This is a genomic window from Methylobacterium sp. WSM2598 (assembly GCF_000379105.1).
Lineage (GTDB): Bacteria > Pseudomonadota > Alphaproteobacteria > Rhizobiales > Beijerinckiaceae > Methylobacterium.
The window spans coordinates 6925729-6944618 of sequence record NZ_KB900609.1 but is presented as its reverse complement, the minus strand read 5'-3'; the positions used below and the strand labels follow the sequence as shown (position 1 = coordinate 6944618).

The 18890-nt window shown below is 76.1% G+C and carries 8 protein-coding genes; all 8 read left to right on the top strand.

From position 1 onward, the window contains the following. The first annotated feature begins 240 nt into the window (after nt 1–240). The 8 genes from MET2598_RS0132285 to MET2598_RS0132250 all read left to right on the top strand — a co-directional run bounded on the left by MET2598_RS0132285 (nt 241) and on the right by MET2598_RS0132250 (nt 18608). The gene (locus tag MET2598_RS0132285; protein WP_018263654.1) at nt 241–10125 is read left to right on the top strand and encodes a hypothetical protein; all 9885 of its coding nucleotides are present in this window, start codon (nt 241–243) and stop codon (nt 10123–10125) included. A 141-nt stretch (nt 10126–10266) separates the two neighbouring features. Further along, on the top strand, nt 10267–11790 hold the full coding sequence (xseA, locus tag MET2598_RS0132280) for an exodeoxyribonuclease VII large subunit (RefSeq protein ID WP_018263653.1): 1524 nt from the start codon (nt 10267–10269) through the stop codon (nt 11788–11790). Nucleotides 11791–12153: 363 nt separating this feature from the next. After that, nucleotides 12154–12633, top strand: a complete 480-nt coding sequence (locus MET2598_RS0132275; protein WP_018263652.1) for a (2Fe-2S)-binding protein — start codon at nt 12154–12156, stop codon at nt 12631–12633. Next, nucleotides 12630–14999: a xanthine dehydrogenase family protein molybdopterin-binding subunit gene (locus MET2598_RS0132270; protein WP_018263651.1), complete on the top strand. Its 2370-nt coding sequence runs from the start codon at nt 12630–12632 to the stop codon at nt 14997–14999. Before MET2598_RS0132275 ends, MET2598_RS0132270 begins: the two co-directional genes overlap by 4 nt. A 110-nt stretch (nt 15000–15109) precedes the next feature. Beyond that, nucleotides 15110–15508, top strand: coding sequence for a hypothetical protein (locus tag MET2598_RS0132265; RefSeq protein WP_018263650.1), 399 nt, complete (start codon nt 15110–15112; stop codon nt 15506–15508). A gap of 817 nt (nt 15509–16325) precedes the next feature. After that, nucleotides 16326–16574, top strand: a complete 249-nt coding sequence (locus MET2598_RS0132260; RefSeq protein ID WP_018263649.1) for a DUF4170 domain-containing protein — start codon at nt 16326–16328, stop codon at nt 16572–16574. Between the two features lie 127 nt (nt 16575–16701). Further along, the gene (locus tag MET2598_RS0132255) at nt 16702–17646 is read left to right on the top strand and encodes a ribose-phosphate pyrophosphokinase (RefSeq protein ID WP_026191050.1); all 945 of its coding nucleotides are present in this window, start codon (nt 16702–16704) and stop codon (nt 17644–17646) included. 242 nt (nt 17647–17888) lie between these two features. Further along, nucleotides 17889–18608, top strand: a complete 720-nt coding sequence (locus MET2598_RS0132250) for a DUF1013 domain-containing protein (RefSeq protein ID WP_012335729.1) — start codon at nt 17889–17891, stop codon at nt 18606–18608. The last annotated feature ends 282 nt before the right edge of the window (nt 18609–18890 follow it).

Genomic DNA, 18890 nt, shown 5'->3' with positions numbered 1-18890 from the left:
CCGACCCCTTGCGTGCCCGTGGGATAGGCCGGGATAACGCCAAGCGCCCCCGCAATGGTAACCATTCGGTTAAGGTTTTTGCGCGGGGTCGAGCGGATCGGGTATCCCGCTGGTACTCCTTGCGTCTAAGGTCCGATTGGTAAATGGCGGAAGCCTCGCGTCCGGGTCGGGCGGGGGGCGGGATCCCCGGGGGCGGCCGCGGGATCCCTCGCCGGCGTTCACGGCGTAACGAGGCGTTCGATGGCAACCGAGAAGAAGCTCAAGGACCCGACGGAAGCGGCGCTGTCGGCGATTGAGCAGGCCTTGAACCTGGACCAGGCGCCTGCCGGGCCCGAGGCCGGCCGGACGGAGCCGCGCCTGCCCGACGTCGAGGATGCCGACCCCCTGGCGGGCCCGCCCCGGACCGACGGCCGCCCGGCCGAGCCGGTCTTCGACGGGAGCGTGATGCCCGAGCTCGAGCGCGAGGCCCGCCGCGAGGGCGGCCTGCTGCCCCCCGACCGCTCCCTCGTCGCCAACGACGACCGCCGCGGCCTCGGCGCCATGCGCCAGAGCCTGCGGGTGAAGCCCTCGCGCACGCCCTACCTGCTCGCCATGCTGGCGGCCGCTCTCTGGCTCGCGGGCTTCGCGGCCCTCGCCTGGGGGCAGGCGAACGGCGACCTGCGCGGCTTCCTCGCCGGACTCTCGGGCCTGCAGGGCGCGGTTGGCGCCGCCGCCGTGCTGGCGCCCGTGCTTCTGTTCTTCATCGCCGCGATGCTCGCCGTGCGCGCCCAGGAGATGCGCCTCGTCGCCCGCGCCGTCGGGGACGTGGCGATCCGGCTCGCCGAGCCCGAGGCCTTCTCGACCGACGCCGTGCTGACGATGTCGCAGGCGGTCCGCCGCGAGGTCGCGGCGGTGGGCGACGGCGTCGAGCGCGCGCTCGCCCGCGCGGGCGAGCTCGAGACCCTGGTGCGCGGGGAGATCTCGACCCTGGAGCGGGCCTATTCGGACAACGAGATCCGCATCCGCGCCCTGGTCGACGAGCTCGTCGCCCAGCGCGAGGCCATCGTGGCCAATGCCGAGCGGGTGCGCGGGGCGATCCAGGGCACGCACCAGACCCTGACCCAGGAACTCGACACCGCCGCCTCCCGCATCGTCGCGGCGGTGGACGGGGTGGGCGAGCGCGTCACCGGCTCGCTCGGCGCCCGCGGCGAGGAGATCACGGCGGCGCTCGGCCGCCGCGGGGAGGAGATCACCGCCTCCCTGGCCGAGACCGGCGAGCGCGTCGCGCAGGCGGTGTCCGGCGAGGGCGACGGGCTCGTCCAGCGCCTCGCCGCGACGGGCGAGACCGTCAAGGCCGGCCTCGGCGAGGCCGGCGACGCGCTCGCGGCCACGCTCCAGGCGCGGACCGAGGCGGTCACGCAGGCGATCGGCCACACGAGCGGGCTCCTCACCGCGGCCCTCGCCGACAGCGCGGGCGAGGTCGCCCGCGTGCTCGGCGAGACCGGCTCGGGGGTGATCGAGGCGCTCAACCGGGAGGGCGAGCAGGTGCGCGAGACCTTCGCGCGCTCGGCCGCCACCCTGGAGGAGCGCCTGCTCGCCCGCGGCGAGGACCTGACCACGCGCTTCGCCGAGACCGGCAACGCCATCACCCACCGCTTCGCCGCCTCGGGCAGCGCGCTCGCCGCCCATCTCGACGACCGCTCGGTCGCCCTGCGCGAGGAGATCGAGGGGGCCGGCACCCGCGTCGTCGAGGCGCTGGAGCGGAGCGGCCGCGAGGCGAGCGGCGCCCTCGGGTCGACCAGCGACGCGGTGCTCGACGCCTTCGCGGCCCGCGCCGCGCGGCTGCGCGAGGAGGTCGCCGCCCTGGTCGAGGAGGCCGCCCAGGCGATCGGCGTGCACGCCGCCGACCTGTCGGGCCGCCTGGAGGACACGATCGGCCGGGTCGAGCAGGCCATCGTCGTGCATGGCGGCGCCCTGGAGCGCGGCCTCGCCGAGGGCGGCGACCGCTTCGCCGGCCTGATGGCCGAGCGCGCGGCGAGCGCCGCCGCCTCCTTCGCGGGCGCCACCGAGTCCCTGCAGAATTCCCTCGACGGGCGCACCGGCGCGGCGATCGCGGCCCTGCGCCGGACCGCCGAGGAGATCGGGCGCGAGATCGACGCCCGCGCCGCCGAGGCCGAGGAGGTCTTCCGCCGCGCGGCCGAGACCGCCGCCGGGGCGGTGGGGGCCCGCACGGAGACGGCCGCGGAGGCGATCCGCGCCGCCGGCAGCGGCACCGCCGAGACGGTCGGGGCGAGCGCCGCGGCGGCGGTCGAGGCCTTCCGCCGCGCCGCCCGGGAGGGCGCCGAGGCCGCGACCGCGTCCGGGGCCGAGGCCGTCGAGGCCTTCCGCCTCGCGCTGGCCGGGATCTCCGGCGAGCTCGACACCCGGGCCGCGGAGGCGGCCGAGACCATGCGCCGCGCGGCCGAGGACGCCACCGGGGCGCTGGGCACCCGCACGGTCGAGGCCGCACAGGTCTTCCACCGCACCGTGGAGGCGACCGGCACCGAGCTCAACGCCCGCGCGGCCGAGGTGGTGGACGTGCTGCGCCGCTCGGCCGAGACGGTCGCGCAGGCGATCGGCGCCCGCACGGCCGAGAGCGTCGACCTCGCCCGCCTGAGCGCCGAGGATCTCGCCGCCGCCTTCGAGGCCACGAGCGGGGCCGCGGCCTCCCGCGTCCTCGGCGCGGCCGAGGAGAGCACCCGGATGCTCCACGCCCGGGCCGACGCGACCGATGCGCAGCTGCGCGAGGCCCTCGGCCGCATCGAGGCCGCCGCCGAGGCGGTGGCGCACGCGGCCGCCTCGGCGACCGGCGACCTCGACGCGCGCCTCGGCGGCGTGGCCGCCGAGCTCGCCCAGGCGGCCGAGACGGCGCGCGGGCAGATCGGCGCCACCGTGCAGGAGACCGACGCGGCCCTGCGCGAGACCCTCGACGGGATGGTGCTGCGGGCGCGCGACGCGGCCTCGGTGATCGCCCGCACGGCCGAGACGGCGGCCGGGGCGGTGGATGCGCGGCTCGCGGGAGCGGCGGAGGCGTTCCTGCGGGCGGCGGAGGCGGCCGAGGGGCGGGTGACCGCGCGCACGGCGCAGACCGACGCGGCCCTGCGCGGCGCGGTCGAGACCCTGGCGGCCCGGGCCGAGGACGCCGCGGCGGCCATCCTCCAATCGGCCGAGACGGCGGCCGGGACGGTGGATACGCGCCTCGCGGGGGTCGCGGAGGCGTTCCTGCGGGCGGCGGAGGCGGCCGAGGGGCGGCTGGCCTCGCGCACGGCGCAGACCGACGCGGCCCTGCGCGGCGCGGTCGAGGCCCTGGCGACCCGGGCCGAGGCGGCCGCGGCGGCGCTCGCCGGCGCGGCGGATTCGGCGACCGGCGACCTCGACGCGCGCCTCGGCGGCGCGGCCGCGCAGCTCGCCCAGGCGGCCGAGACGGCGCGCGGGCAGATCGGCGCCACCGTGCAGGAGACCGACGCGGCCCTGCGCGAGACCCTCGACGGGATGGTGCTGCGGGCGCGCGACGCGGCCTCGGTGATCACCCGCACGGCCGAGACGGCGGCCGGGGCGGTGGATGCGCGGCTCGCGGGAGCGGCGGAGGCGTTCCTGCGGGCGGCGGAGGCGGCCGAGGGGCGGGTGACCGCGCGCACGGCGCAGACCGACGCGGCCCTGCGCGGCGCGGTCGAGACCCTGGCGACCCGGGCCGAGGACGCCGCGGCGGCGCTCGCCCGCGCGGCCGAGACGGCGACCGGGAGCCTCGACGCGCGCCTCGGCGGCGTCGCCGCGCAGTTCTCGCAGGCGGCCGAGGCGGCCCGCGGGCAGATCGGCGCCCAGGCGCAGGAGACCGACGCGGCCCTGCGCGAGGCGGTGGAATTCGTGGTCCTGCGGGCGCGGGACGCCGCGGTGGCGATCGCCCGCTCGGCCGAGATGGCGACCGGCACGGTCGACGCGCGCATCGGCAGCGTCGCCTCCGCCTTCGCCCAGGCGGTCGAGGCCGCCACCGGCAGCCTCGACGGGAAGATGGCCGCGGCGACGACCGCGCTGCTCGGCACCGCCGACATGGTCGGGGCGCGGCTCGACGAGCGCACCGCGCAGGCCGACGAGCGCCTGCGCCGCGCGGTCGAGGCCCTGGCGGAGCGCAGCGAGGCGGCGGCCTCCGCCCTGGCGCACTCCGCCGAGAATGCGGCGGGCGCGGTCGATGCGCGCTTCGCCGGGCTCGCCGAGAGCTTCCTGCGGGCCGCCGACGAGGCGGGCCGGCGGGTGAGCGCCCGCACGGAGGAGGCCGACGAGGGCCTGCGCCGGGCCCTCGACGGGCTGGCCGCGCGGGCGGAGGCCGTGGCGGCCGCGATCGCGGCGGCGGCGGAGAGCGCGACGGGCGGGCTCGACGGCCGGGTCGAGGCGGTCGCCGCCTCCCTGGTCGGCGCCGCGGACGAGATGGGCGCGCGGCTCGGCCGGCGCGCCGCGGAGGCCGACGAGGCCCTGCGCCGCTCGGTCGAGGTGCTGGCGGCCCGCGCCGAGGAGGCGGCCGGCGCGATCGCCCGCTCGGCCGAGACCGCGACCGGCGCGGTCGATGCCCGGCTCGCCGGCGTCGCCGAGGCCTTCCTGCAGGCCGCCGAGGCGGCCGAGACCCGGGTGGCGGCCCGGTCCGGCGAGGCGGACGCGACCCTGCGCCGCTCCGTCGAGTCCCTGGCCGAGCGGGCCGAGACCGCCGCGGCCGCGATCGGGCAGGCGGCCGAGGAGATCGGCCGCGAGCTCACGGCCCGGATCGGCACCGTCGAGACCGCCTTCGGCGGCAGCGGGCGCGACGTCGTGGCGCTGATCGGCCAGCACGCGGACGAGACCCAGGCCCGGCTCGCCGGTGTCGGGCGCGACATCGTGCTCGCCGTGACGAGCCAGGGCGCGCGCGTCAACGACGCGCTGGTGCGCACCGGGGAGACCCTGGCGAGCACCGCCGAGACGAGCGGCAAGGCCCTCGACGAGGTGCTGACGAACCGCCTCGCCGCCCTGCAGGACCTGATCGCCCGCGGCGACATCCTGGCCGACCGGATCTCCCGCGACACCGGCGCGATCTCCGAGACCGTGGTGAGCCGGCTCGAGGAGATCGACCGGGTCATCACCGTGGAGGGCCGCGCCGTCGCCGACCGCATCGCGGAGCGCACCCGCGAGGCGAGCGACCTCGTCGAGACCCGGCTCGGCGCCCTGGAGGAGCGCTCGGCCAAGCGCACCGCCGAGCTCAGCGCGAGCTTCGACAGCCTGGTCGGGCAGGTCGACAAGCATCTCGGCGCCCGGGCGACCGCCCTCAACGAGGCCCTGATCGTGCGGGCGGGCGAGATCGCCCGCGCCATGGCGGAGGGCGGGCGCGAGGTCGCCCAGGCCCTCGACGCCCGCGCCGACGAGCTCGCCCGGGCGGTCACCGCCCAGATCCAGGCGATGAGCGACGCGCTCGGCGCCCGGGCGGGCGAGATCGGCGGCGAGTTCGGCCGCCGGACCGAGGAGCTCGCCGCCCGCCTGGACGAGGGCGCGGCCCGCTTCGACGAGCGCGTGCTCGCCCGCCTGGACGGCGTCGCGGCGGCCCTCGACGCGCGCAGCCGCGTGATCGAGGAGGCGTTCGGCGGCCAGGCCCAGGAGATCCTGCGCCAGGTCGAGGCGCGCACCCGCGCCCTCGACGAGGAGCTCGGCCGGCGCGCCCGCGACCTCGTCGACTTGGTCGAGCACCACGGCGGCGCGGCGAGCCGCGACCTCGCCGGGCAGGGCGAGGCGATCCGCGCCGCCTTCGAGACCGGCGCCGAGAGCCTCTCGCGCCTCGTGGAGGAGCGCGTCGCCGCCCTGGCGGCCGGGCTCGACGAGCGCCGCCGCCTGATCGAGGACACGTTCGGGGCGAGGACCCAGGAGGTCCTGGGCGAGATCGAGGCGCGCACCCGCGCCCTCGACGAGGAGCTCGGCCGGCGCACGCGCGACCTCGTCGGCTTCGTGGAGACCCATAGCGGCGCGGCGAGCCGCGACCTCGCCGGGCATGCCGAGGCGATCCGCGCCGCCTTCGAGGGCAGGGCGGAGGGCCTCTCGCGCCTCGTGGAGGAGCGCACCGCCGCCCTGGCGGCCGAGCTCGACGAGCGCGGCCGGGCGATGTTCGGCACGGTCGGCCAGCGGATGACGGACCTCGCCCGGCTGTTCGACCGCGGCGGCGCCTCCCTGGCCGAGCTGCTGGAGCGCCGCGGCGAGAGCGTGATCGGGCGCCTGCAGGAGGCGGTCGCCGAGGCCGAGCGCAGTCTGGAGAGCGGCGGCGCCCGCCTCCAGGAGGGCGTGGCCGGCCGCACCGGCGTGCTCGCCGAGCTCCTCGACCGCGGCACCGCCAGCCTCGCGGAGGTGCTGGAGCAGCGCGGCGAGGCCCTGGTCGGGCGCCTGCAGGGCGCCGTGGCCGAGGCCGAGCGCGCCCTCGACGCGGGCGGCACCCGCCTGCAGGAGGGCGTGGCCGCCCGCACCGCGGCGCTCACCACCCTGCTCGACGCGCGCGGCGGCGCCGTCGACGCGGCCTTCGAGGACCGCCTGCGGCGCCTCGGCAGCCTCGTGGACGAGCAGGCCACGACCATCCACGCCCTGCTCGACGGCCAGGCCGAGATCCTGCGCGCCGCCCTCGACGAGCGCATCCGGGCCCTGCACGACCTGCTCGACCAGCGCGCCGCGGCGATGCGCGGCCTGCTCGACGGCCAAGCGGGCGCGCTCGGCCACGTCCTCGATGAGCGGGTCGGCGCCCTGCAGGGGCTCCTCTCCGAGCGCGGCCAGGGCCTCGCGCAGCTCTTCGAGACGCGGGTCGGCGACCTCACGGGGGCCCTCGACGCGCGCACCCGCGACCTCGCCACCCTGTTCGACCGGCGCCTCGCCGCCCTCGACCTCCTGGTCGAGCGCCGCGGCAGCGCCCTCGCCGAGACCGTCGAGGCGCGGGCGAACGCCCTGGCCAGCCTGGTGGACGACCGCGCGGCGGCCTTCGCGCGCACGGTCGACGACCGCGCCGCCTCCCTGTCGGGGCAGCTCCAGGCGCGGATCCACGACCTCGGCCGCGCGGTGGACGAGCGCGCGGAGGCCTTCTCGGGCCTCGTCGAGGGGCGGCGCGCGGCCTTCGCGCAGCTGCTCGACGGCGGCGCCGGCCTGCGGGATCTCCTGGCGGAGAACGAGCGCGCGATCGCCGCCCTGCTCGAGTCCCGCCAGGCCGCCCTCGCCCGCGAGATGCACGAGCGCACGGCGAGCCTCGCGGCGCTCCTCGACGAGCGGGTGCGGATCCTCTCCGGCACGCTCGCGCAGGGCGGGCAGGCGCTCGCCGACGCGATGGGGGCGGGGGATTCGGCGGTCGCCGCGCTGCAGGCGCGCGTCGCCACCCTGTCGGAGGCGGTGGAGGGCTCGACGCAGGCCCTCGTCTCCCTGTTCGACGGCCGCGCCACCGAGCTGCTCGCGCTGATCGAGACCCGGGGCGGGGCGCTGGGCGCCGCCCTGCAGAGCCGCATCGCGGAGTTCGCCGAGGTGGTGGCGCAGCGCGACGCCGCCTTCCGCGCCCTGGTGGAGGGGGGCGCGGAGGCGCTCGGGCGCGTGCTCGACGCGCGCGGCGAGGCCCTGGCGGCGCGGCTCCAGGGCCAGATCGCGGCCCTCGACGGCACGGTCGCGGCGGGGGCGGACGCCTTCGCGCACACAATCGAGGCCCGGGCCCAGGCCCTGGCCTCCGTGCTGCAGGAGCGCGGCGACGCCCTGGCGGGGTCGGTGGACGAGCGCAGCGCCGCCTTCACGGCGCGGATCGACGGGCGGATGCGGGCCTTCGCGGCCCTGGTCGCGGCCCGCGGCGAGGCGCTGGCGGACGCCTTCGACGACCGCAGCGACGCCTACGCGGCCCTGGTCGACACCCGCATGGCGGCGCTGACCCAGGCCCTCGACGAGCGGGCGGCCGCCTTCCAGGCCGCCTTCGACGAGCGCCAGGAGGGCCTCACCGGCGGGTTCGACCGCCGGGCGGCGGCGCTCGCCGCCCTCATCGACCAGCGCAGCGCCACGCTCGCCCGCAGCCTCGCCGAGGCCGCCCGCGAGATGGTCCAGGCCCTCGACGGGCCCGGCGCGGACCTCGCCCGCAGCCTGGACGAGCGGGTGGGGACGCTGGCCGAGATCGTCGACGGGCGGGGGCAGGCCCTCGGCCGCACCCTCGAGGCGAGCACCCGCACCCTCCAGGAGGCGATCGACGCCCGCGGCCAGGACCTGGTGGCGCGCCTGGAGGCGAGCGGCCAGGCGGTGGTGGGCGGCCTCGACCAGCAGGTCGCGGCCCTGCGCGGCCTCGTCGAGGGGCCCGGCACGGCCCTCGTCTCGGCCCTCGGCGAGCGCTCCGAGGCCCTGGAGCAGGCGCTGGTCCACGGCGTCGGCGGCGTGATCGAGGCCCTGGAGCGGCGCGGCCGGGAGCTGGCGGAGGCCGCCTCCCGCACCGCGGCCGAGCTGCACGCGGCGGCGGACCAGGGCGCGACGCGGGCCGTCGAGGTGCTGCGTCAGGCCAACGAGCGGCTCGGCGGCGACCTCGGCGTCCTGCTCGGCCGGGTCGAGGGCGCCTGCCTGGGGCTGCAGGAGCTGGTCGGCAGCGCGGGCGAGAACCTCGCGGCGATCGAGAACGGGCTCGCGGGCCGCGTCCAGCAGATCCAGGCGGCGCTCGGCGAGATCGCCGAGGAGACGGGCCGGGCCTCCGAGCAGGTGTCGGGCCGGGTCGCCCAGCTGCAGGACGTGGCCTCCGGGAGCCTGCGGCAGGCCGCGACGCTCGCCGCCGCCCTCGATGCCCGCGGCAAGGCGCTCGCCGAGACCACCCGCCAGCACCTCGCCGGCCTCGCCGAGGCGGCGGGCCAGCTGGAGGGCGTAGAGGGCCGGATCGCCGCCACCCTGTCCGAGCGGCAGGCGGCGATCGACGCGCTGCTCGGCCGCATCGACGAGCGGGCGGGCGCCCTCTCGGCCTCGACCGAGGGGCTCGGCGGGCGCGTCGAGGAGACGCTGCGCGGCGTCGAGGCGCGCGTCCAGGCCTTGGGCGAGAGCCTGTCCCGGAGCGCGCGCGACGCCGCCGAGGCGCTGTCGCGGGCGGTCGAGGAGCTGCGCGGCAGCGCCGAGGCCGACGGCGCGCGCGCCGCGGAGGCGGTGCGCGGGGCGGTCCAGGGCGCCTCGGGCGAGCTCCAGGGCGCCTTCGGGGAGGCCGCGAGCCGGTTCCAGGGCACGGTCGAGTCCCTGCGCGGCATGGCGGCCGAGATCCGGCGGACCCTCGACGAGATCCGCCAGGACCTGCAGCGCGGCGTGAGCGCGATCCCGCAGGAGACCCAGGACGCGACGAGCGAGATGCGCCGGGTGGTCGCCGACCAGATCAAGGCCCTGAACGAGCTCTCGTCCCTCGTCGCCCGCTCGGGCCGCGCCGCGGACGTGGCGGCGCCCAAGCTGGCCGATGCCAGGTCCGTCGAGGCCCGGGCGGCGGTCGGCGCCGAGGCGCCGCGGCCCGCCGCGCCCCGGCCCGCCCAGGCGGCTCCGGCCCCGGCACCGGCGACCCCGGCGGCGCCCGCGACCCGGCCCGCCCCGACCCCCGCCCCGGCGGCACCCGCGGCGCGCGGCGCTCCGGCGCCCCGGCCGGCCCCCGCGCCCGCCCCCGCAAGGCCCGCGGCCGGGCCGGCGCCGGCCCCCCGGCCGGTCGGCACCGGCTGGCTCTCCGACCTCCTCAGCCGCGCCTCGCAGGACGAGGCCCCGGCCGAGGCGGGCGCGGCCCAGCGCACCGGCGAGGAGGGACTCGGCACGATCGACTCGATCTCGGGCAACATCGCCCGGATGATCGACCATCAGGCCGCGGTCTCCCTCTGGGAGCGCTACCGGGCGGGCGAGTCGAACCTGTTCACCCGCGACCTCTACACCGCGGCGGGCAAGCAGACCTTCGACGAGATCCGCCGCCGCTACCAGTCCGAGCCGGAGTTCCGCCGCACCGTCGACCGCTACGTGCGGGAGTTCGAGCGGCTGCTCGGCGAGGTCTCCCGGGCCGACAAGGATCCGCGCCGGGCGAACGCCTACCTGACCTCCGAGACCGGCAAGGTCTACACGATGCTCGCCCATGCGAGCGGGCGGTTCGAGGGGGCGTGACCCCTCCCGGCCCGCGGGGATCGTCCCGCGGGCCGCGCCCCGCCACGGCCCGCGTGCCCCGCGTGCCACGGCGGGGCGCCGTCAACAGGGGGAGGCCCGGGCGGCCTTCCGCGCGGCCGGGCCGGCCGCTAGCCTTCGGGCATGTCCGCTTCGCCCCTCGCCGCCTCCCTCGCCGCGCCCCCGGGCGCGCCCGCCAACCTGACCGAGTGGTCGGTCACGGACCTCGCCGCGGCCCTCAAGCGCACGCTGGAGGACGCGTTCGGCCACGTGCGGCTGCGGGGCGAGATCTCGGGCTATCGCGGCCCGCACGGGTCGGGCCACGCCTATTTCAGCCTGAAGGACGGCGGCGCCAAGATCGACGCGGTGATCTGGAAGGGCACGCTCGCCCGCCTGCGCCACCGCCCGAAGGAGGGGCTGGAGGTCGTCGCCACCGGGCGGATCACCACCTTCCCGGGCAAGTCCGCCTACCAGATCGTGATCGACTCCCTCGAACCGGCGGGGGCGGGCGCCTGGATGGCGCTGCTGGAGGAGCGACGCCGGCTGCTGGCCGCCGAGGGCCTGTTCGACGCCGCCCGCAAGCGCCCGCTGCCCTACCTGCCGCGGGTCGTCGGGGTGGTGACCTCGCCGACCGGCGCCGTCATCCGCGACATCCTCCACCGGCTGGCGGACCGCTTCCCGCGCCCCGTCCTGGTCTGGCCGGTGCGGGTGCAGGGGGAGGGCTCGGCCGAGGAGGTGGCGGCGGCGATCCGGGGCTTCAACGCGCTCGCCCCGGACGGGCCGATCCCGCGCCCGGACGTGCTGATCGTCGCCCGCGGCGGCGGCTCGATCGAGGATCTCTGGAGCTTCAACGAGGAGATCGTGGTGCGGGCCGCGGCCGCGAGCGCGATCCCGCTGATCGCGGCGGTCGGCCACGAGACCGACGTCACGCTGATCGACCACGCCGCCGACCGCCGCGCCCCGACCCCGACCGGGGCGGCCGAGATGGCGGTGCCGGTGCGGCTCGACCTCGTGGCGGATCTCGACGGGCTGGCGCGGCGCCACGCCGCCTCCCTGGCCCGCCTGATCGAGCGGCGGCGCGCGGACCTGCGCGGGCTCGCCCGGGTGCTGCCCACGCCCGAGGGCCTGCTCGCGGTCAAGCGCCAGCGCCTCGACCTCGCGGAGGCGCGGCTGCGCCCGGCCCTCGGCGAGGCGGCCCGGGCCGCGCAGGCGCGGCTCGCGCGGCTGCTGCAGGCCCTCGGCCGCCACCCGCCGGCCCTGCACCTCGCCCGTGCCCGCGCCCGGCTCGCCGGCATCGATCACCGGCCGCGCCACGCGCTCGAGCGGCTGATCGCGGTGCGGGCCGAGCGGCTGAACGGCGTGGCGCAGCGCCTCGCCCAGGCGGAGAGCCGCGACCTGGAGCGCCGCCGCGCCCGCTTCGCGGCGGCCTCCGGCCTGTTCGACAGCCTGAACTACCGGGCGGTCCTGCAGCGCGGCTACGCCCTCGTCCTCGACGCCGAGGGCCGCCCGGTGGCCGAGGCCGAGGCGGCCCGCGCGGCCGGGCGGATCACCGTGGAGTTCCAGGACGGCAAGGTCGGGGCCGTGGTCGAGGGGGCGCCGCCCCGGCGGGCCGCGGCCAAGCGGGGACCGGCCGCCCCGGCCAGGCAGACCTCCCTGTTCGACCTGTGATGCGGGATCCGGTTGATCGAACCGGATCACGCGCCCGCGCGGCGCGAGAGCGAAGCCCCGCTCCGCCATCCCGAAGGGATCGAGCGGATTGGGTCTGACGCGGGGTCCGGCCGCGCCGCGCCCGGATCGCCGCGAAACTCCCCGCGAGCCCCTTCCCGAAGCGCCGGTCGGCGCCAGATCTCCCCGCACGGGAAAGTTCCCACAGGTGGTGCAGCCCGGGGCCGCGCGCGGTGCAGTTGTAGCGCGCGCGGGGCCCGGCCTAGGACCGCCCGTCTGGAACCGTTGTGATCGAGGATCGCCGCGCGCCGTGACCGGAAACGTGTCCGCGAGGCGCGCCGCGCACCCGACAGCCGGAGGGCGACGATGATCAAACTCACCGTGAACGGTGCGGAGCGGAGCTATGACGGGGATCCCGACATGCCGCTCCTCTGGTACCTGCGCGACGAGCTCGGGCTCGTCGGCACCAAGTTCGGCTGCGGCATCGCGGCCTGCGGCGCCTGCACGATCCACCTCGGCGGCACCGCCGTGCGCTCCTGCCAGACCCCGGTCTCGGCCGCGCAGGGCCAGCCGGTCGTGACCATCGAGGGGCTCTCGCCGGACGGCAGCCATCCCCTGCAGGTGGCGTGGCGCGACCTCAACGTGGCGCAGTGCGGCTACTGCCAGACCGGGCAGATCATGCAGGCCGCCTCCCTCCTCAGGGACACGCCCCAGCCCGGCGACGCGGAGATCGACACCGCCATGAGCGGCAATCTCTGCCGCTGCGGCACCTATCCGCGCATCCGCGCCGCCATCAAGCAGGCGGCCGGCGTGACCCCGAAGGCCAGCCAGGGAGAGCGCCTGTGATCCACGACCGCGATCTCACCACGCAAGGGGCCGGGCCAGGGGCCGGGCAAGGGGCCGAGCAAGGGGCCGGGCAAGGGGCCGGTCCGGTCCCCGGGCTGCGCAACGTCAGCCGCCGCGGGCTGCTCGGCGGCGGCGGCGCCCTCGTCCTCGCGCTGGCGCTGCGCGCGCCGGCCCGGGCCGCCGAGCAGGAGCCGCCGACATTCGGCGGGGACGCCATGCCGCACGGCCGGCGCGACGACCCCCACCTCTTCGTCGCCATCGCGCCCGACGGCACCGTCACGGTGACCTGCCACCGCTCCGAGATGGGGCAGGGGGTGCGCACCTCGATCGCCCTCGTTGTCGCCGACGAGCTCGACGCCGACTGGGCCAGGGTCCGGGTCGCCCAGGCCCCGGGCGACGAGGAGAAGTTCGGCAACCAGGACACGGACGGCTCGCGCTCGCTGCGCCACTCCTTCGTGCCGATGCGCCGGGCCGGCGCGGCGGCCCGCCAGATGCTGATCCAGGCCGCGGCCGCGCAATGGGGCGTGCCGGCCGCCGAGGTGACGGCGGAGAACCACGTCCTGCGCCACGCGGGATCGGGCCGGCAGGCGGGCTACGGCGACCTCGCGGCCGCGGCGGCGCGGCTCCCGGTCCCGACCGGGGAGGCCCTGCGCCTCAAGGACCCCTCCGCCTTCCGCTACATCGGCAAGGGCCGGATCGGGCTCGTCGACAATGACGACATCACGACCGGCAAGGCGTGGTACGGCCTCGACACCCGCCTTCCGGGCATGCTCTACGCGGTCGTCGCCCGCCCGCCGGTCTTCGGCGGCAGGGTCAAGTCCTTCGACGCCGCCGACGCCCTGAAGGTGCCGGGCGTGGTCAAGGTGGTCCGGATCGACCCGCCCGCGCCGCCGGTGGAGTTCCAGCCCCTCGGCGGCCTCGCCGTCATCGCGAGGAACACCTGGGCGGCGATCAAGGGCCGCGAGGCCCTCAAGGTCACCTGGGACGACGGCCCGAACGCCTCCTACGATTCGGATGCGTACCGGGCGAGGCTGGAGGAGGCCGCCCGCAAGCCCGGCAAGGTCGTGCGCCAGGAGGGCGACGTCGATGCCGCGATGGCCAAGGCCGCCAAGCGCGTCACGGCCGAGTACTACATCCCCCACCTCGTCCAGGCCCCGATGGAGCCGCCGGCCGCCACCGTGCGGATCGTGAACGGCAAGGTCGAGGCCTGGGCCTCGACCCAGGCGCCGCAGGCGACCCGCGAGCGCATCGCCAAGCGCCTCGGGATCGGGCCCGAGGCCGTGACCGTGACCGTCACGCTCCTCGGCGGCGGCTTCGGGCGCAAGTCGAAGCCCGACTACGTGGTCGAGGCGGCGCTCTGCTCCCAGGCCATGGACGGCGCGCCGGTCAAGCTGACCTGGACGCGCGAGGACGACCTCCATCACGGCTACTACCACACGGTCTCGCTGGAGCACCTGGAGGCGGGGCTCGACGACAAGGGCATGCCGGTGGCGTGGCTGCACCGCAGCGTCGCCCCGACCATCGGCTCGATCTTCGTGGACGGCGCCGACAACGAGATCCCGATCGAGCTCGGCATGGGGCTGGTGAACACGCCCTTCGCCATCCCGGCCATGCGGATGGAGAACCCGAGCGCCGAGGCGCATGTGCGCATCGGCTGGTTCCGCTCGGTCTCGAACATCCCGCACGCCTTCGCGATCCAGTCCTTCGTGGCCGAACTCGCCCACGCGGCGGGGCGCGACCCGAAGGACTACCTGCTCGACCTGATCGGGCCGGCCCGGACCATCGACCCGGTGAAGATCGGCGATGCCTGGAACTACGGCGAGGATCCCTCGCTCTACCCGATCGAGACCGGGCGGCTGCGCCGGGTGATCGAGACGGTGGCGGACGGCATCGGCTGGGGCCGCCCGATGCCGAAGGGGCGGGGGCTCGGCATCGCCGGGCACTACAGCTTCGTGACCTACACGGCCGCGGCGGCCGAGGTGGAGGTCGGGCCCAAGGGCGAGATCGTCGTGCACCGGGTCGATATCGGCATCGATTGCGGGCCGCAGGTGAACCCGGAGCGCATCCGCGCGCAGCTGGAGGGCGCCGTCGTGATGGGCATGGGGCTCGCGCTCACGGCCGAGATCAGCTTCAAGAACGGCCGGGCGGTGCAGGACAATTACGACACCTACGAGATCACCCGCATCGACGCGGCCCCGAAGGTGATCAACGTCCACCTGCTGCCGGGCCAGGATTACGGCCGGCCCCTCGGGGGCGTCGGCGAGCCGGGCGTGCCGCCGGTGGCGCCCGCGATCGTCAACGCGCTCTTCGCCGCGACGGGGCGGCGGGTGCGCCAGCTGCCGGTGCGCGACAAGCTGAGCGCCTGAAACCTCTGCGCCTGAAACCTCTGCGCCGACGCGGTGACCGCGCCGGCGCAGCCGGAACGGACCTTGCCCGGAACGGTTGAGCGGGCGATCCCCTCACCGGAGCCCGTTCGATGACGCTCAGACTCCCTCTCGCCGCGATGCTCGCCGCGCTCGCGGCCGCCCCCGCGCTCGCGGCCTCCTGCGAGCAGGACATCGCGGCCTTCGAGCCGCGCCTCTCCGCCCAGACCCGGGACGTGATCTCGACCTCGACGGCGAGCAAGGAGGTGTCGAGCCGCCGCGAGGCCCAGGGCGAGGCCGCCCGGGCCGGGAACGTGCCGCCCTCCGCCCTGCCCAAGGGACCGGAGCCGGGGTCGGGCGAGGCGAAGGCCGCCGCCGAGGCCGGGACCGGCACCGGCGCCATGGAGGCCCGCGCCAGCCTCAACGGCGCCCGCGAGGCGGCCAGGAAGGGCGACGAGGCCGGCTGCCGCCAGGCCCTGGACCGGGCGAGGGCGCAGCTCGACGGGCGCTGAGCCGGCCCCGCGTCGCGCCCCGAGCGCCCTGGCCGGACCGGGTCGGCCTGTGAGACGCGCCGCGCGCGAGCGCGCGCCTCACGCCGCGCCGGGATCGCGTCCAGGCCGACCAGGTGGCCCATGTGGCCGAGGCTGTCAGGACGAGGCGCTGTTCGGCCCCCGACGGGTCGGCGGCTCACGCCGAAGTGCGTGCCAGACGGAATTCGGGACGGTGAGCGTGGGTGCCCCTCCGCATTGCCCACGCTTCCGGCAGCCGTTGAGTCGGAGCATGCTCTTCTGCCCGCGTCCGTCGCCGCCGAGGCGACTTGGGAGGCAATGGGCCTGTCGCGCGACTGTGGTGAATGCGTGAAATCAGTGTAAGACTGGAAAAACACTGCAATCGTAAGGGCAGATGTGAGCAGATGTCGTCGCGATAATATACTTTATGAACCGGAGTAAAAGAGCACTCATAAATATGAGTAGTTCGCCAGCACTCTCATCTGATGCTGTCGAAAGTATCACAGATTTATGTTAGAGATTTCAAACAGAGGAAAGGACGATTCATAAGCCATCCGGTTGATGGCTTCGCCATCTCCGATTTCGGCGATGCGGATGTCGGCTTCGCTCAGGCGCCGCGCAGGCTTGTGATACGGGATCCGCTTCGATCAAGCGGATCCTGGGACACGATCTCCCGGGACACGCTCCCCGGGGCGGGCGGGGATCTCCGGGGGGCGGGACCGGCTTGCGCACCCGGCCGGGCGATTCCGGCTTGACGCGCGGCCCGGCGCTTGCAACCGGAGGCCGGGCCAGCCCCGGCCCGGCAGCGAGAGACGCCCGCATGAGCACCCAAGGCGGCCAGCCGACGCAGACCTCCGAGCCGACCCAACTCCTCCACCTCGTGTTCGGCGGCGAACTCACCAGCCTCGACGGCGTCACCTTCCGCGACCTGTCGAAGCTCGACATCGTCGGGATCTTCCCCGACTACGCCAGCGCCGCGGTGGCCTGGAAGGCCAAGGCGCAGCAGACCGTCGACAGCGCGCTCACCCGCTACTTCATCGTCCACCTGCACCGGTTGCTGCAGCCCTGAGCCGGGCCGGGGCCGCGGGGCTCCGCGTCGATGAAGACATTGTGACGCTCTCTCCCCGCTGGTAAGAGCCGGGCGCGCCGCGCCGGGCCCGGCACCCTTTCCGGCGGCCAGGACCTACGACATGGCGATGAAACCCTCGATCAAGATCGTGGCGGGCAACGCGAACCGTCCCCTCGCGGAGGCCATCGCGGCCTATCTCGAACAGCCGCTCGCCCTCTGCTCCGTGCGGCGCTTCGCCGACATGGAGATCTTCGTCGAGCTCCAGGAGAACGTGCGCGGCGAGGATGTGTTCATCGTCCAGTCCACGTCCTTCCCGGCGAACGATCACCTGATGGAACTCCTCATCATGATCGACGCCGCGCGCCGCTCCTCGGCCCGGCGCATCACCGCCGTGATCCCGTATTTCGGCTACGCCCGGCAGGACCGGCGCACCTCGGGCCGCACCCCGATCTCGGCCAAGCTGGTGGCGAACCTGATCACGGAGGCCGGCGCCGACCGGGTGATGACCCTCGACCTGCACGCGGGCCAGATCCAGGGCTTCTTCGACATCCCGACCGACAACCTCTTCGCCGCGCCCGTGATGGTGCGCGACATCAAGGAGCGCCTCGACCCGGCCGACATGATGGTGGTCTCGCCCGACGTCGGCGGCGTGGTCCGCGCCCGGGCGCTCGCCAAGCGCATCGACGTGCCCCTCGCCATCGTCGACAAGCGCCGCGAGCGGCCGGGCGAATCCGAGGTCATGAACATCATCGGCGAGGTCGAGGGGCGCTCCTGCATCCTCGTCGACGACATCGTCGATTCCGGCGGCACGCTGGTGAATGCCGCCGAGGCGCTGCTCGCGCACGGCGCCAAGGACGTCTCGGCCTACATCACGCACGGGGTGCTCTCGGGGGGCGCGGTCTCGCGCATCGCCTCCTCGAAGCTCAAGGAACTGGTGATCACCGACTCGATCCAGCCCACCGCGGCCGTCAAGCTCGCCCGCAACATCCGGGCGGTCACGATCGCTCCCCTCCTCGGCGAGGCCATCGGCCGCACGGCCGAGGAATCGAGCGTGTCGAGCCTCTTCGCCTGAGCGGCGACGGCCCGCGCATCAGGCGGGGCCGCCAAAACCGGTTTGCACCCTCCGGGCGACCCGCCTATATTGCGGTCTTCTCCCTCACAGCGTGAGACGGGACGTTCCGGGCCTCCCGGGATGTCGGCGGCGCCCCCGGCGTCGCCCGCGTCTCCCTGCTGTGCGAAGGGTCGTCATTCAGGTCGCCGGCTCGGTTCCCGGCGGCGTCGCGCCCCGCCGCGGGGCGCCCGAGGAGGTGCTGCATGTCCCAGGGTCCGTTGATGCCGAAGGCGACGGCCGTCTGGCTCATCGAGAACACGTCTTTGTCCTTCGATCAGATCGCCGATTTCTGCAAGCTCCACCCGCTCGAGGTGAAGGGCATCGCGGACGGCGAGGTGGCGAGCGGCATCAAGGGCCTCGATCCGGTCTCGACCGGCCAGCTCACCCGCGAGGAGATCGAGCGGGCGCAGAAGAACCCGGGCCACCGCATGAAGGTGGCGGTCTCGAAGGTGAAGCTGCCCGAGGTGAAGCGCAGCAAGGGGCCGCGCTACACGCCGCTGTCGCGCCGCCAGGACCGCCCGAACGCGATCCTCTGGCTGCTGCGCAACCACCCGGAGCTCAAGGACGCGCAGATCATGCGCCTCGTCGGCACCACGAAGTCGACGATCCAGCAGATCCGCGAGCGCACCCACTGGAACTCGGCCGCGCTGCAGCCGATGGACCCGGTGACGCTCGGCCTGTGCACGCAGATCGACCTCGATTTCGAGGTGCAGCGCGCGGCCAAGGACCGGCCGGCGGTGGCCGAGGCCGTCGATGGCGGCCAGACCCTGATGCCGCCGGAACTCTCGGTGCTGCCCGAGCCCGAGGACGACCACGACCCCCGCCACCGCGGCCGCGGCGACGAGCGCCTCGACGCGGATTCGGTCTTCGCCCGCCTCAAGCCCCTGCGCCGGGGCGAGGAGGACGACGAGGACGATCTCTGAGGCGCGGGCGCCCCCGCTTCGGGAGCCTCAACTTGCGTCGGGGGCGCTTTTGCGATATGGCGCCACGATCCGGCGAGTATCCGTTCGACGGCGGTTGAGAGGGGCCCTGGCCCCTCTTTCGCGTTGCGCGGCCCTCGCCCGATGAGAATACGGTCCTGTCCGTCGATTTCGCGCCGGCACGCTTCCCCGGGAAGCGCGCGTTCCGGACGGCCTTGAAGCCGCCGGGACCACCGGCGGGCAGGAGCGGCCCGTCACGCGAGCCGCCGGCGCCGTCCCGCTTCC

Coding starts and splice junctions, on each gene's coding strand:
- MET2598_RS0132285 (WP_018263654.1), top strand. CDS start 241: ATGGCAACCGAGAAGAAGCTCAAGGACCCGACGGAAGCGGCGCTGTCG.
- xseA (WP_018263653.1), top strand. CDS start 10,267: ATGTCCGCTTCGCCCCTCGCCGCCTCCCTCGCCGCGCCCCCGGGCGCG.
- MET2598_RS0132275 (WP_018263652.1), top strand. CDS start 12,154: ATGATCAAACTCACCGTGAACGGTGCGGAGCGGAGCTATGACGGGGAT.
- MET2598_RS0132265 (WP_018263650.1), top strand. CDS start 15,110: ATGACGCTCAGACTCCCTCTCGCCGCGATGCTCGCCGCGCTCGCGGCC.
- MET2598_RS0132260 (WP_018263649.1), top strand. CDS start 16,326: ATGAGCACCCAAGGCGGCCAGCCGACGCAGACCTCCGAGCCGACCCAA.
- MET2598_RS0132255 (WP_026191050.1), top strand. CDS start 16,702: ATGAAACCCTCGATCAAGATCGTGGCGGGCAACGCGAACCGTCCCCTC.
- MET2598_RS0132250 (WP_012335729.1), top strand. CDS start 17,889: ATGTCCCAGGGTCCGTTGATGCCGAAGGCGACGGCCGTCTGGCTCATC.